Genomic DNA, 13,784 nt, shown 5'->3' with positions numbered 1-13,784 from the left:
CGCCCGCTGCGGGTCTTGTTCTCAGCCTTCGCGCCCCGAATCCATCCCCGGGAAAAACTGAACCGTTCAGTTTTAGCATTGACACTCGGCCCTTGCATTAATATTAAAACTGAACGGTTCAGTTTTCGAGAGGGTCATGCCGAAATTTTCGCGAAGCCGCGTCCTCCAAGCGAAAACTGCGCCTTGTCGGGGACGTGGGCGGACCGCCGCGCGCGGCGCAGCCACGCTCGCCGCCGCCACAATTGCGGCATTGGGGCTTTCCGCTTGCGCGGTCGGGCCGGATTTCGTTCCGCCTCCGGGGCCGGCGGGGGCCGGCTATGGCAAGATCGGAGCCTCCACCCTATCCGCGGCGGCCGCCGGCGGCTCCGCGCAGCGTTTCGCCCAGGGCCGCGATGTGCCCGGCGAATGGTGGAAGCTGTTCCGCTCCAAGCAGATATCGGCGCTGGTCGCCGAGGCGGTGGCGAATCATCCCGACATATCGGCGGCCGAGGCGGCGCTGCGGCAGGCGCGCGAGATGATCGAAGCCGATTCGGCCACCTTCCTGCCGCAGGCGACGCTCGGCGACAGCTTTACGCGCCAGCAGGTGACGACAGCGCAATACGGCAGTCTCGCCTCCTCGAGCTCGTCGTCGTCCTCTTCCTCCAGCTCGGCCTCGACCTTCGTCTACGGGCTGCACAACGCCAATGTCTCGGTCTCCTTCGCGCCGGACGTCTTCGGCAAGTCCTGGCGCACTTTGGAGAGCGACACGGCCGCCGCCGAGCAGAAGCGCTTCCAGCTCGAGGCGACCTATCTGGCGCTGACCGCCAATGTCGTCACCGCGGCGATCACCGACGCCTCCTACGCCTCGCAGATCAAGGTGACGCGCGATCTCATCGCCGCCTATCGCCAGCAGCTCGATCTCCTGGAAAAGCGCTTCGAGCTCGGCGCCGTCAGCCAGGCCGACGTGCTCTCCGAGCGCGCGCAGCTGGCGCAGGCGCAGGCGACGTTGCCGCCGCTCGAGAAGGCGCGCGCGCAGACGCGCAATCTGCTGATGGCCTATCTCGGCCGTTTCCCCAACGCCGACAAAGGCGAGGCGGTCGATCTCTCCGGCCTGCGCCTGCCCGGCGAATTGCCGGTCAGCCTGCCCTCGACGCTGGTGCGCCAGCGGCCGGATATTCTCGCCTCCGAGAATCAGCTGCATCAGGCGAGCGCGGAGATCGGCGTGGCGACGGCGAATATGCTGCCGCAATTCTCGCTCAGCGCGACAGGCGGCGCTCAGGCGACGAATTTCACGACGCTCTTCTCGCCGCAGACATTGGTCTACACGCTCGCCGCGCAAGCCTCGGCCAAGGCCTTCGACGCCGGCTCGCTGTTCCACACGCGCGAGGCGAAGGTCGCCGCCTTCGAGCAAGCGGCGTCGCAATATCGCTCCACGGTCATCTCCGCCTTCCAGAATGTCGCCGACTCTCTGCAGGCGGTGAAGTTCGACGCCGGCACTTTGCGCGCGCAGGTCGCGGCGGAGAAGGCGGCGGCCGAGAGCCTCGAGATCGCCCGCGCGCAATATCGCGCCGGCTCGACGACCTATTCGATCGTGCTCAACGCCGAGCAGACTCTGCTCAATGCCCGTCTCGCCCGCGTGAAGGCGCAGGCGGCGCGCTTCGCCGATACGGCGGCGCTGCTGCAATCGCTCGGCGGCGGCTGGTGGAACCGCATCGACGAGACGCCGGCCTCGCAGGCCAAGCCCACAGATATAATCGCTACATCGCCGATCGCCGCGGCGATCAGAGCCCAGGCGGAGGACGCTCGAGATGGTCGCTAGAACTTTGCTGCAGGATCGTTTTGGACCATTGGCGAAGCCGATGGCGATCATGCTCGCGATCGTCGCTCTCGTCTTTGGCGGACTCTATGGCTTCAACGCCTTCCGCAATGTGATGATCAAGGGCTTCCTCGCCTCCCTGGCCAATCCGCCGCAGACCGTGTCGGCGACGACGGCGGCCTATCAGGAATGGCGGCCGAAGCTCACCGCCGTGGGCACGTTCCGCGCCGTCAACGGCGCCGATCTCGCGCTCGAGGCGTCGGGCATTGTCGAGAAGATTCACTTCCAATCCGGCCAGGAAGTGACGGAAGGCCAGCTCCTGCTCGAATTGCGCAAGGACACCGATCTCGCCAAGCTCGCCTCGCAAAAGGCGGCCGCCGAGCTCGCCGGCATAAATCTGCGCCGCGATCAGGCGCAATTGAAGATTCACGCCGCGAGCCAGGCGACCGTCGACACCGATCTCGCCAATCTCAAGAGCGCGGAGGCGGAAGTCGCGCAGCAGGAGGCGGTCATCGCGCAGAAGACATTGCGCGCGCCCTTCACCGGGCGTCTCGGCATTCGCGCCGTCGATCTCGGCCAATATATCGGGGCCGGCGCCGTCATCGTGACGCTGCAGGCGCTCGATCCGATCTATCTCGATTTCACTCTGCCGCAGCAGGCGCTGAACGGCATAGAGGTCGGCCAGTCGATCGGCGCGAGCGTCGACGCCTTCGCCGGACAGCCCTTCACCGGCAAGATCGTCGCGATCAACTCCAAGGTCGATCAGGCGAGCCGTAATGTGCAGGTGCGCGCCAGCCTCGCCAACGCCGACCGCAAGCTCAAGCCGGGCATGTTCGCCGCGATCGACATAGTGACCGGAAAGCCCGAGCGCCTGATCACTCTGCCGCAGACCGCGATCGTCTATGCGCCTTTCGGCAATTCCGTGTTTCTCGTGCAGAAGAGCGGAGCGGAAGGCGGCAAGGGCGCGCCGGCGGGCTCCGGCCTCGTCGCGCAGCAGACTTTCGTGCGCCTCGGCGCGACGCGCGGCGACGAGGTCGCAGTGCTGGAAGGCGTCGCGGAAGGCGCGAGCGTCGTCACCGCCGGACAAGTGAAGCTCAGAAACGGCGCGCCGCTGAATATTTCCGACACGCCGCAGCCGCCGGTCGACGCCAATCCCAAGCCCGTGGATCAGTGAACGGAGACCTCGACAATGCGTTTCACCGACATTTTCGTGCGTCGCCCGGTGCTCGCCTCGGTGGTGAGCCTCTTGATCCTGGTGCTGGGCCTGCGCTCGCTCTTCACTCTGCCGACGCTGCAATATCCGCGCACGCAGAACGCCGTGGTCACGGTGACGACCTCCTACTTCGGCGCCGATCCGGCGACCGTCGCCGGCTTCGTCACCACGCCGCTGGAGAACGCCATCGCGCAGGCGAATGGCATCGACTATCTCTCCTCGACGAGCCAGGTCGGCACGAGCACGATCACCGCCAATCTGCGGCTCAACTATGATTCCGGCAAGGCGCTGACCGAGATCAGCACCAAGATCGACTCGGTGCTCAATCAGCTGCCCAACGCCGTGCAGCGGCCGATCATCACGGTGAAGATCGGCCAGACGACCGACGCCATGTATATCGGCTTCAATAGCGATATTCTGACGTCGAGCCAGGTCACCGATTATCTGATCCGCGTCGTGCAGCCGCGCCTGCAATCCGTGCCCGGCGTGCAGACGGCCGAGCTCATCGGCGGCAAGACTTTCGCCCTGAGGGCATGGCTCGATCCGGTCAAGCTCGCCGCCTATGGCCTCACCGCGAGCGAGCTCAGCGCCGCGCTGCAGGGCAATGACTATATCGCGGGTCTCGGCTCGACGAAGGGCGAGATGGTGCAGGTGACGCTCACCGCGGCGACCTCGATGCACTCGCTCGAGGAGTTCCGCAATCTCGTCGTCAAGCAGGTGAACGGCGCCAATGTGAAGCTGCGCGACGTCGCCAATGTGACGCTCGGCTCCGAGGATTACGAATCCTCGGTGGCGTTCAACGGCAAGAAGGCCGTCTATATCGGCATACTCGTCGCGCCCAACGCCAATCTCCTCGACGTCGTCAAAGGCGTCAAGGAGGCCTATCCGGACATTCTGAAATCACTGCCGCAGGGGCTGAACAGCGACATCGTCTATGACACGACCGATTTCGTGAACAGCTCGATCGACGAGGTGATCCACACGCTGATCGAGGCGATTCTCATCGTCACCGGCGTCGTGTTCATGTTCCTCGGCTCTTGGCGCTCGGTGGTGATTCCGATCGTCGCGATTCCGCTGTCGCTCATCGGCACATTCACCATTCTGCTGGCGCTCGGCTTCTCGATCAATCTGCTGACGCTGCTGGCGCTCGTGCTGGCGATCGGCCTCGTCGTCGACGACGCCATCATCGTCGTCGAGAACGTCAATCGCCATCTCGCCGAAGGCCTGAAGCCATTCGACGCCGCTCTGCAGGCGGCGCGCGAGCTCGCCGGGCCGATCATCGCCATGACCATCGTGCTGATCGCCGTCTATGTGCCGATCGGCTTTCAGGGCGGTCTCACCGGCGCGCTCTTCGTCGAATTCGCCTTCACTCTGGCGGGAGCCGTGACGGTCTCCGCCGTCATCGCGCTGACGCTGTCGCCGGTGAGCTGCGCGCTGGTGTTGAAAGCGCCGCAGCCCGGCCATGAGACGTTGGAGACGAAAATCGTCGAATTCATCGACGCCAAGATGGAATGGGTCAAGGATCGCTATCACCATTTGTTGGAGCGCTCCCTGCATTTCGTGCCGGTGACGCTCACTTTCGGCGTCCTCGTGCTGGTGAGCATCTATTGGCTCTATTCCAATTCGAAGAACGAGCTCGCGCCCAATGAGGATCAGGGCGTCGTCTTCGCGCAATCGACCTCCGCGCCCAACGCCACGCTGCAACAGAAGCTCTACTATGGCGATCAGGTGTATAAGACCTTCGCCAAGCATCCGGAGATGACGAGCTCCTTCCAGATCGTCACGCCCGGCCTTATCTTCGGCGGCGTCGTCCTCACGGCGGCCGACAAGCGCAAGATCAGCGCCGAGCAGCTTCAGCAGACGCTCCAGCAGGAGCTCGCGCAGGCGGTGCCGGGACAGCGTCTCGTCACCTTCCAGCCGCAGCCGCTGCCGGGCTCGAATGGTCTGCCGATTCAATTCGTGGTGCAGAGCACCGACACATTCGAGAAGATCAACGGCATTTCCCGCGACGTCCTGTCCAAGGCGCTGGCGACGGGCAAGTTCATGTTTCTCGACACCGATCTGAAGATCGACCAGCCGCAGATGTCGCTCGTCATCGATCGAGAGAAGACGGCGCAGCTCGGTCTCAGAATGGTCGACGTCGGCGGCGCGCTCACCACGGGATTGAGCGGCGGCTACACGCAATATTTCGGTTTGGACGGGCGCTCGTACAAGGTCATTCCGCAGATGGCGCAGCAGTTCCGGCTCAATCCGGATCAGATCTTGAATTATTACATCAAGACTGCCGACGGCTCTTCCGTGCCGCTGTCGACGGTGGCGAGGTTCGAGACCCAGGTCGTTCCGGAATCGCTCAATCACTTCCAGCAGATCAACTCCTTCACCATCTCCGGAGTGGCTGCGCCGGGCGTCATCGCCGGCGAGGCGCTGGAGACATTGAAGGAGGTCGCCGCGCAGACGCTGCCGCCGTCCTACACGATCGACTACGCCGGCGCGTCGCGACAGTTCGTGCAGGAGTCGAGCGGATTCGCGACGACCTTCGGCTTCGCGCTGATCATCATCTTCCTGGCGCTCTCGGCGCAATTCGAGAGCTTCCGCGATCCGCTCATCATTCTCGTCTCCGTGCCCATGTCGATCGCCGGCGCGCTCGTCTTCATCATGTTGGGCTTCGGCGGCGCGAGCATCAACATCTACACGCAAGTGGGTCTGGTGACGCTGATGGGCCTCATCAGCAAGCATGGCATTCTCATCGTCGAATTCGCCAATGAGCAGCAGCACCTCGGCAAGACGAAATATGAGGCGATTCTCGAGGCGACCTCGATTCGCCTTCGCCCGATCCTGATGACGACGGCGGCGATGGTGCTCGGCGTCGTGCCGCTGATCACGGCGAGCGGCGCAGGCGCGGCCTCGCGTTACAATATGGGCCTCGTCATCGCCTCGGGCCTCTCGATCGGCACGTTGTTCACGCTGTTCGTGCTGCCGGCGGTTTATCTGGTGCTCGCCGCCGACCATTCGAAGATGCGTGAAGCGAGCGCTGTCGATTTCGATGACGAGCATGACGCTCGCGCCAAGAAGACGATTCGCGTCGTCGCCTCGTGAGGCGACGACAAATGCGAGCCGAAGACTCGCGGCCCTCCGCCCCCCTTCGGGCCGCGGGTCTTCAGGTTCGCAGGTCGCGCGTCTCGGCTTCCGCCGCGCGCGGCAGCCGCAGCGTGAAACGTGCGCCGCCTTCGGGCGGCGTGTCGTATTCGATCGAGCCGCCATGCTCATGGGCGATCGAATAGCTGATCCATAATCCGAGCCCCGTGCCTTCGCCGACCGCCTTGGTGGTGAAGAAGGGCTCGAAGATACGGCTGCGCAGCGCCTCCGGCACGCCTTTGCCATTGTCCTCGACGATCACGATCGCGCAATCGCCTTCGCCACGCGCGGTGATGGAGACGATCGGCTGCTTCGCCTCGCGCACGGCGTCGAGCGCATTGTCGATGAGATTGACCAGCACCGAATGAATCTGTCCACTCTGGCCGGAGGCGTAGAGCTCGGGCTCGAGATCGGCGACGATGCGCGCTTTGGCCTTCTTGCTACGCGAGGCCCATTGCGCGGCGGTCTCCACCACTTTCGACAATGAAACCGCCTCGCGCGGCGCCTTTGTGCTGAAGGAGAGGCGGCGCAAATTCTTGACGATCTCGCTGATGCGCACAGCGCCTTCCAGCGTGCCGTCGATCAGCGGCTCGAGGTCGGCGAGAATGGCGTCTATGCCGCTCGCACGGCGCAGCTTCTCACGCTCCTTCGCGCTCGCGCCCGCATGGATCGCCTCGAGATAGGCGGCGATCGCCTTGCGATAGCGGTCGAGCGTATGAATATTGCCATAGACGAAGCTGATCGGATTATTGAGCTCATGCGCGACGCCGGCGACGAGCCGGCCGAGGCTCGCCATCTTCTCCTGCTCGACGAGGCGCGATTGCGCCTGCTGCAGATCGACATGGGCGCGATGCAGCGCCTCATAGGCGCGGCGCAATTCGCCGATCGGCCGGCCGGTGAAAACGGCGCCGGCGCGCCGTCCGTCCGAGTCGAACAGAGGCGAGCAATTGATCGCCATCAGATCGGAAGGGCCGTTGCGGGTGCGAAAGCGCAATTCGGCGCTGGTCGGATCGCGCGCCTGACCGGCGACGATGGCGGCGGCGCGCGCTACGTCCTCCTCGACGAAGAGCGCGGCGACGGAAGCGCCTTTCAGCTCGGCCTCGCCACGGCCGGCGAGCTCCTCGAAAGCGGGATTGACCTGCAATATCGCGCCGCGCTCGTCGCAGACGACCAGCACGTCGGAGACGGAAGCGATGACGCTCTGAATGAAATTGCGCGCGGCCTCGAGCTCGCCGTTCTTGCGCTCGAGATCGGCCTCATAGCCGATGAGGTCCGCATAGACCTCGTCCATCTTCTTGATGACCTCGAGCCAGACCGACTCGCCGCCCTCCGACAGCGCGATCTCCTCCTTGCCGGCGACCAGCGCGATGAGATCGCCATGCTTGGCGTAGGATTTGACGTCAGCTTTCGTCATCGACGACGCGCGAGATGTCATAGCGGGCGATCTTGCTGCGCAATCCGACGCGCGACAGACCGAGCTCGTCGGCGACATGGCTGATATTGCGTCCATTGCGCTCGAGCGATTCCTTGATCAGCGCGCATTCCAGCATCTCGACGCGCTCCTTGAGCGTGAAGCGGCCCTGCTGCTCCTCGGGCGTCGTCGCAATGCGGCCGTGATCCGCGATCGCCGCCGACAAGAGCCCGGGCGGAAGATTGGCGTCGCCGTCGCTCAGCACCACCATGCGCTGGATCTCATTGTGCAACTCGCGCACGTTTCCGGGCCAAGCATAGCGCTCCATCAGCCGCAGCGTCTCCGGCTCGAAGCCGGGCACGCGGCGATTGAAGGTCTGGTTCACGCTGACGAGTATGCGCGCCGCTATGATGGCGATGTCGCAGCGCCGCTCGCCGAGCGTCGGCAGATGGATCGGAAATGTGGCGAGGCGATAATAGAGGTCGCGGCGAAAACGCCCCGCCTCCACATCGGCGACGATGTTGCGATTGGTGGCGGCGATGACGCGAACGTCGACGCGCCGCGGCCGTTGCGCGCCGAGCGGACGAATCTCGCCCTCCTGCAGCACGCGCAGCAGCTTCACTTGAAAGGAGGGAGAGGTGTCGCCGATCTCGTCCAGAAAGATCGAGCCGCCATCGGCGACCTCGAACAGGCCGACGCGATCCTGATAGGCGCCGGTGAATGCGCCCTTCTTGCAGCCGAACAATTCGCTCTCGAGCAATTCGTCCGGCAGCGCGCCGCAATTTTCGACGACGAAAGTCTTCTCGCCGCGCGCCGAGCCATGATGAATGGCGCGCGCGAGCAGCTCCTTGCCGGTGCCGGATGCGCCGGTGATCAGCACGGAAATATCATATTCCGCCGCGCGGCGGGCGAGCGCGATCGCCGCGCGCATCGGGCTCTCCGGCGCATGGACGATGCGGCCGAACTCGAACATGCTCCGCTCCGCGCGTCGCCTGTCGCTGGCGAGACGCTGCAGCCGTTCGTTCGAGGGCTTGGCCTCGAGCGGCGGGGCCGCGCCGCCCTCCTTCTGGCAAGCGTAGAGCTGCGCCGCCGCGCGCACCGATTGCACGAGCCGGTCCGGGTCCCAGGGCTTGGTCACATATTGGAAAATGCCGGCTTCGTTGACGCCGGCGATAATGTCTTCCGCATCCGTATAGCCGGAGATGATCATGCGCACAGGCTCCGGCCAATTCTCGCGCACGCGCGTCAAAAATTCGACGCCGCTCTCGCCCGGCATGCGCTGGTCGCAGAGAATGACCTGAACGAGATCGCCGGCGAGCACCGCCTCCGCCTCGGCGGCGTTGCTCGCGCAGACGATCTGAAACTCGCCGCCGAGCACGCGGCGCAGCGATTCGAGCGAGCGCTTCTCGTCGTCGACGATCAGCACTGTCGCTCCGCTGGCGATCGGCGTCGCCTCGCCCTCCATTTCGCTGCGGTCCTCGCGCTTGTTCATCTCGACGCCTCACTCAGCAGATGCGGGGCAATTGCTCGCCGGAGAGCCAGTCGATGACGCGTCCGCCGCCGAAAGCGGTCGTCATCTGCACGAAACAATGCTCATCGGCGACGATCTCGCCGATGCGCGCCGCCTGCGCGCCCAGCGGATGCGCGCGCATCGCCGCGAGCAGCGCATCCGCGGCCTCGCGCGCGACAATGGCGAGCAGCTTGCCCTCATTGGCGACATGCAGCGGATCGAGCCCCAGCAATTCGCAGGCGGCGGCGACCTGCGGCGCCACGGGAATGGCCCTCTCCTCTATGCGCACGCCGACGCGCGACTGATGCGCGATCTCGTTGAGCGTCGCCGCGACGCCGCCGCGTGTCGGATCGCGCATCAGGCGAATGGCGGCGCCGGCCGTCTCCACCATCGACGCGACGAGCTCGTGCAGCGCGGCCGTGTCGGACAGCACCTGCGTCTCGAAGGAGAGATTCTCGCGCTTCGACATCACCGCGACGCCATGATCGCCGATGGAGCCCGAGAGCAGCACGACATCGCCCGGCCGCGCCTTGTCGCCGGAGAGCTCGAGCCCCGCCGGAACAATGCCGACGCAGGTCGTCGAGATGAAGACGCCATCGGCTTTGCCGCGCTCGACCACTTTGGTGTCGCCGGTGACGATGGCGACGCCCGCCGCGCGCGACGCCTCGCCCATGCTCTGCGCGATTCGCTTCAGCTCGGCGAGCGGAAAGCCTTCCTCGATGATGAAGCTCGCCGACATATGCAGCGGCCGCGCGCCCGCCATGGCGATATCGTTGATCGTGCCATGCACGGCGAGCTTGCCTATGTCGCCGCCGGGGAAAAACAGCGGCGAGACGACATAACCGTCCGTCGTCATCGCCATGCGCCCGGCCGGAATGTCGAAGATCGCCTGGTCATTGCCGGCGGAGAGCCATGCATTGTCGAAGGCCGCATGAAAAATCTCTCCGATGAGCCGCGCCATGGCGCGGCCGCCCGAGCCATGCGAGAGCTCGACGCGGCCATTGCGGAGATCGAGCTTGCGGCCGAGGGGCTCGTGCTTGTTCATGACGCTATCCGCGCTTCGCTTCGCCGGGTTTCATATTGCCGGAATCTTCCATAAGCCCAATAGGCTGCGCAAGAGCCTTCCGAAGACACCATGCAGGAGCCCATCGGCGTCTCCGGCGTGCAGGCGACGCCGAATAGTTTGCAGTCCTGCGGACGTTTCTGGCCGCGCAATATCGCGCCGCATTCGCAGGCCGGATTGTCGCGCGCCGGTTGCGTCACCATCGAAAAACGCTTTTCGGCGTCGAACTCGGCGTAAGCTTCGCGCAGCTTTAGCGCGCTCTGCGGAATCTCGCCGAGGCCGCGCCATTCGAAAGACTCACGCAGCTCGAAAATCTCCGCCATCTCGTCGATCGCCTTGGCGTTTCCAGTCTCCGTCACGGCGCGGCGATATTGATTCTCGATCTCGCAGCGACCCTCGTCGATCTGCCGCACCAGCATCAAAATAGCCTGGAGCACATCGAGCGGCTCGAAGCCGGCGATGACGACCGGCTTGCGATAGTCGGTCGCAAAACGCCGATAGGGCGCCGAGCCGATGACGGTCGAGACATGCGCCGGGCCGACGAAACCCTCGATCTCGACGCCATCCTTCGTGTCGAGAATGGCCTGCATCGCCGCGGGCGTCAGCACGTGATTGCAGAAGATGGAGAAGTTGGCGAGGCGCTTCTTCTGCGCGAGGCGAATGGCGAGCGCGGTCGGCGGCGTCGTGGTCTCGAAGCCGATGGCGAAGAAGACGACTTGCCGCTCCGGCTCCTTCTCGGCGATGGCGATGGCGTCGAGCGTCGAATAGACCATGCGAATATCGGCGCCGTCGGCTTTGGCCTTCATCAGGCTGGAGCCGCCGGAGGCCGGCACGCGCATCAGATCGGCATAGGTGCAGAGCGTGACCTCTTTGCGCGCGGCGAGGCGGATGGCGTCGTCTATGCGCCCCATCGGCAGCACGCAGACGGGGCAGCCCGGGCCATGAATGAGGCGGATATTCTGTGGCAGCAGATCTTCTATGCCATAGCGCGAGATCGCATGCGTATGGCCGCCGCAGAACTCCATCAAGCGATATTGGCGATCGCCCTGCGTCTCTTCCTTTATCCGCCGCGCGATGGCGCGGGCGAGCTCGCCGTCGCGATATTCGTCGACATGCTTCATGGCGCAGCTCCGAGCTCGGCGGCCTCGCGCAGCAGAGCGAGCGTCGCCATCGCCTCGTCCTCGTCGATCTTGGCGAGCGCATAGCCGACATGCAGCACGACATAATCGCCGATCGTCAGATCGTCGACCAGCGCTATCGAAACGATCTTGCCGACGCCATCGACGCTGACACGCGCCATTTGATCGGGCAGCAGCTCCTCCACGCGGGCGGGTATGGCGAGACACATGAGCTTCAGGCCTTTCTCTGTCGCGCGATATGGGCTTGTCCCAGCGAGAGTCCGCCGTCATTCGTCGGCGCCTTGCGCGCGAGCAGCGCTTCGATCCCCAATTCGCCGAGGCGCGCGACGAGGCCTTCGGCGAGAATTCTGTTCATCATGCAGCCGCCGCCGAGCGCGACGCGGCTCTCGTTTCGTGCGCGCGCGGCGTCGCCGATCCATTGCGCGAGCGCTTCGATCAGCGTTCCGTGAAACAGCTCGGAGCCTTGCGTTGCGGAAAGGCCGCGCTTCAGCAGCGCGGCGAAGAGCTTCGTCAAGTCGAGAACGCCAGCCTCGCTCGTGTAGCCATTGGCGAGCGCGCGCGGGCTCGCGCACAGAGCCTCGAGCTCCATCGCCGCCTGCCCCTCATATTGCTGATCCCGTCGCAGGCCGAGCAGCGCCGCGGCGGCGTCGAACATGCGGCCGAGACTCGTCGTTCGCGCGACATTGGGCGCGCTCGCCAGCATGGCGACCTTGCCGGCGAGCTCGACGCCGGGAAATCGATCGAAGACGTCTCCGCAGCGATCCTGCGCGGCCAGCGCGGCGACGCCCATGCGCCAGGGCTCGCGCGCGGCGCGGTCGCCGCCGGGCAGCGGCAGAGGCGCGAGATGGCCGAGCCGGCGCCAATGGCCTGCGTCCAGCAGCATCAGCTCGCCGCCCCAGGCGCCGCCGTCGTCGCCATAGCCATAGCCGTCGAGCGCTGCGCCGAGGATCGGGCCGACGAGTCCATGCTCGGCGGTGATAGCGGCGATATGGGCGGCATGATGTTGCACGCGCAGGATCGGAAGCCCCGTCTCCTCCGCATAGCGCGTCGAGGCGAGATCGGGATGAAGATCGCAGGCGACGATCTGCGGCTTCACCTCGAGAACATCGAGCATGCGCGCGATGGTCTCGCGATAGAAATCGATGGTCGCGCGATCGTCGAGCGAGCCGATATGGGTCGAGACGAAGGCTTCGCGTCCGCGCGTGACGGTGATGGTGGTTTTGAGATGCGCGCCGAGCGCCAGAGTGTCAGGCCCGTCTTCCGCGAGCGCGATCGGCTCCGGCACGAAGCCGCGCGCGCGACGCAGAAAGGCGGGCGCGCCGGCGATGATGGACATCACGCTGTCGTCGGCGCGGGCGACGATGGCGCGATCATGGCCGATGATGAGATCGGCGATGGAGGCGAGCTTCTCGCATGCCAGCGCGTCGTCGACGATCAGCGGCTCGCCGCTCGGATTGGCGCTGGTCGCGACGAGCGCGAGATCCCGCGCGTCCGCGCCGGCGGCGACATGGAAGAGAAGGTGATGCAGCGGCGCATAGGGCAGCAGCAGGCCGATGCGCGACAGGCCGGGCGCGACCGAGGGCGCGAAATCGTCGCGCTTTTCCACGACGACGATCGGCCGCGCGATCGATCGCAGCAGGCGCAGCTCTTCTGCGCCGAACTGGCCGGCGCGCATCGCGGAGGCCGCATCGGCGACCATCACGGCGAAAGGCTTGGCGTCGCGGCCCTTGCGGCGGCGCAGCTCCGCGACGGCCGTCTCGTTGCGCGCGTCGCAGAGAAGATGAAAGCCGCCGATTCCTTTGAGCGCGACAATGCGGCCGCTCTGGATCGCTGTGACGATCTCCTGGACGATGGCGGCGTGATGCGAGCCTGAAGGCTCGCGGTCCATTGCGGCGTCTGGACCGCGAGCCTTCAGGCTCGCCTCTTCCGGCCACAAACGGATGAGTCGCGGCCCGCATTTCGGGCAGGCGATCGGCTGCGCGTGAAAGCGCCGGTTCGTCGGATCGGCATAGTCGCGCGCGCAATCCCCGCACATTGCGAAAGGCGCCATGGAGGTCTGCGCGCGATCATAGGGCAGGCGCCGCGTCAGCGTGTAGCGCGGCCCGCAATGCGTGCAATTGACGAAAGGATAGAGATAAAACCGACTCCGCGGATCGAAGAGATCCTCGAGGCAATCGTCGCAGACGGCGGCGTCGGGCGTGATGCGCGTTCGCGTGCGGCCGTCGCGGCTCGGCTCGATCGAGAATGTCGCGTCGCGCCGCAGCGCTATGGTCTCGCATTCGAGACTGTCGATGCGCGCGAGCGGCGGCGGTTCGCGCCGCAGCGCCGCGACGAAATCCTCGACGCGCGCGCCTTCCACTTCCATCAGCACGCCTTGCGAATCATTGCGCACGAAGCCGCCGAGCGCATAGCGATCCGCGAGCGAATGCACGAAAGGCCGGAAGCCGACGCCCTGCACGGCGCCGGTCACGCGCAGCCTCAGCCTCGTCGCCTCGCTCGACGGCATGCGTCTGCTCTC

At 65.3% G+C, this 13,784-nt stretch carries 9 protein-coding genes; 3 read left to right on the top strand and 6 right to left on the bottom strand.

Annotated features, from left to right (window positions below):
• The first annotated feature begins 136 nt into the window (after positions 1–136).
• Genes AC6IY7_RS05490 through AC6IY7_RS05480 form a run of 3 tightly spaced genes read left to right on the top strand, consistent with a single transcriptional unit; the run spans position 137 to position 6,104 of the window.
• Positions 137–1,798: an efflux transporter outer membrane subunit gene (locus tag AC6IY7_RS05490; RefSeq protein WP_497782068.1), complete on the top strand. Its 1,662-nt coding sequence runs from the start codon at positions 137–139 to the stop codon at positions 1,796–1,798.
• The gene (locus AC6IY7_RS05485; RefSeq protein ID WP_497782067.1) at positions 1,788–2,969 is read left to right on the top strand and encodes an efflux RND transporter periplasmic adaptor subunit; all 1,182 of its coding nucleotides are present in this window, start codon (positions 1,788–1,790) and stop codon (positions 2,967–2,969) included. The genes AC6IY7_RS05490 and AC6IY7_RS05485 overlap by 11 nt, the downstream gene beginning before the upstream one ends.
• Before the next feature lie 15 nt (positions 2,970–2,984).
• The gene (locus tag AC6IY7_RS05480; protein ID WP_497782066.1) at positions 2,985–6,104 is read left to right on the top strand and encodes an efflux RND transporter permease subunit; all 3,120 of its coding nucleotides are present in this window, start codon (positions 2,985–2,987) and stop codon (positions 6,102–6,104) included.
• 61 nt (positions 6,105–6,165) lie between these two features.
• Here AC6IY7_RS05480 and AC6IY7_RS05475 read toward each other — a convergent pair whose 3' ends face one another.
• Genes AC6IY7_RS05475 through hypF form a run of 6 tightly spaced genes read right to left on the bottom strand, consistent with a single transcriptional unit; the run spans position 6,166 to position 13,772 of the window.
• On the bottom strand, positions 6,166–7,557 hold the full coding sequence (locus AC6IY7_RS05475) for a sensor histidine kinase (protein ID WP_497782065.1): 1,392 nt from the start codon (positions 7,555–7,557) through the stop codon (positions 6,166–6,168).
• The gene (locus tag AC6IY7_RS05470) at positions 7,544–9,046 is read right to left on the bottom strand and encodes a sigma-54-dependent transcriptional regulator (RefSeq protein WP_497782064.1); all 1,503 of its coding nucleotides are present in this window, start codon (positions 9,044–9,046) and stop codon (positions 7,544–7,546) included. The genes AC6IY7_RS05475 and AC6IY7_RS05470 overlap by 14 nt, the downstream gene beginning before the upstream one ends.
• Before the next feature lie 13 nt (positions 9,047–9,059).
• Complete coding sequence (gene hypE, locus AC6IY7_RS05465; protein ID WP_497782063.1) at positions 9,060–10,109, bottom strand: hydrogenase expression/formation protein HypE; 1,050 nt, start codon at positions 10,107–10,109, stop codon at positions 9,060–9,062.
• Positions 10,106–11,248, bottom strand: coding sequence for a hydrogenase formation protein HypD (gene hypD, locus AC6IY7_RS05460; protein WP_497782062.1), 1,143 nt, complete (start codon positions 11,246–11,248; stop codon positions 10,106–10,108). The genes hypE and hypD overlap by 4 nt, the downstream gene beginning before the upstream one ends.
• Positions 11,245–11,475 (bottom strand): HypC/HybG/HupF family hydrogenase formation chaperone, encoded by a 231-nt coding sequence (locus AC6IY7_RS05455; protein ID WP_497782061.1) that lies wholly within the window; start codon positions 11,473–11,475, stop codon positions 11,245–11,247. Before AC6IY7_RS05455 ends, hypD begins: the two co-directional genes overlap by 4 nt.
• Positions 11,476–11,480: 5 nt before the next feature.
• Positions 11,481–13,772: a carbamoyltransferase HypF gene (gene hypF / locus AC6IY7_RS05450; protein WP_497782060.1), complete on the bottom strand. Its 2,292-nt coding sequence runs from the start codon at positions 13,770–13,772 to the stop codon at positions 11,481–11,483.
• Positions 13,773–13,784 lie beyond the last annotated feature (12 nt).

Source organism: Methylosinus sp. is20ea, assembly GCF_059718135.1.
The sequence above is the reverse complement of the archived record's forward strand: the minus strand, read 5'-3'. Positions and strand labels throughout refer to the sequence as shown.

Coding starts and splice junctions, on each gene's coding strand:
- AC6IY7_RS05490 (WP_497782068.1), top strand. CDS start 137: ATGCCGAAATTTTCGCGAAGCCGCGTCCTCCAAGCGAAAACTGCGCCT.
- AC6IY7_RS05485 (WP_497782067.1), top strand. CDS start 1,788: ATGGTCGCTAGAACTTTGCTGCAGGATCGTTTTGGACCATTGGCGAAG.
- AC6IY7_RS05480 (WP_497782066.1), top strand. CDS start 2,985: ATGCGTTTCACCGACATTTTCGTGCGTCGCCCGGTGCTCGCCTCGGTG.
- AC6IY7_RS05475 (WP_497782065.1), bottom strand. CDS start 7,557: ATGACGAAAGCTGACGTCAAATCCTACGCCAAGCATGGCGATCTCATC.
- AC6IY7_RS05470 (WP_497782064.1), bottom strand. CDS start 9,046: ATGAACAAGCGCGAGGACCGCAGCGAAATGGAGGGCGAGGCGACGCCG.
- hypE (WP_497782063.1), bottom strand. CDS start 10,109: ATGAACAAGCACGAGCCCCTCGGCCGCAAGCTCGATCTCCGCAATGGC.
- hypD (WP_497782062.1), bottom strand. CDS start 11,248: ATGAAGCATGTCGACGAATATCGCGACGGCGAGCTCGCCCGCGCCATC.
- AC6IY7_RS05455 (WP_497782061.1), bottom strand. CDS start 11,475: ATGTGTCTCGCCATACCCGCCCGCGTGGAGGAGCTGCTGCCCGATCAA.
- hypF (WP_497782060.1), bottom strand. CDS start 13,772: ATGCCGTCGAGCGAGGCGACGAGGCTGAGGCTGCGCGTGACCGGCGCC.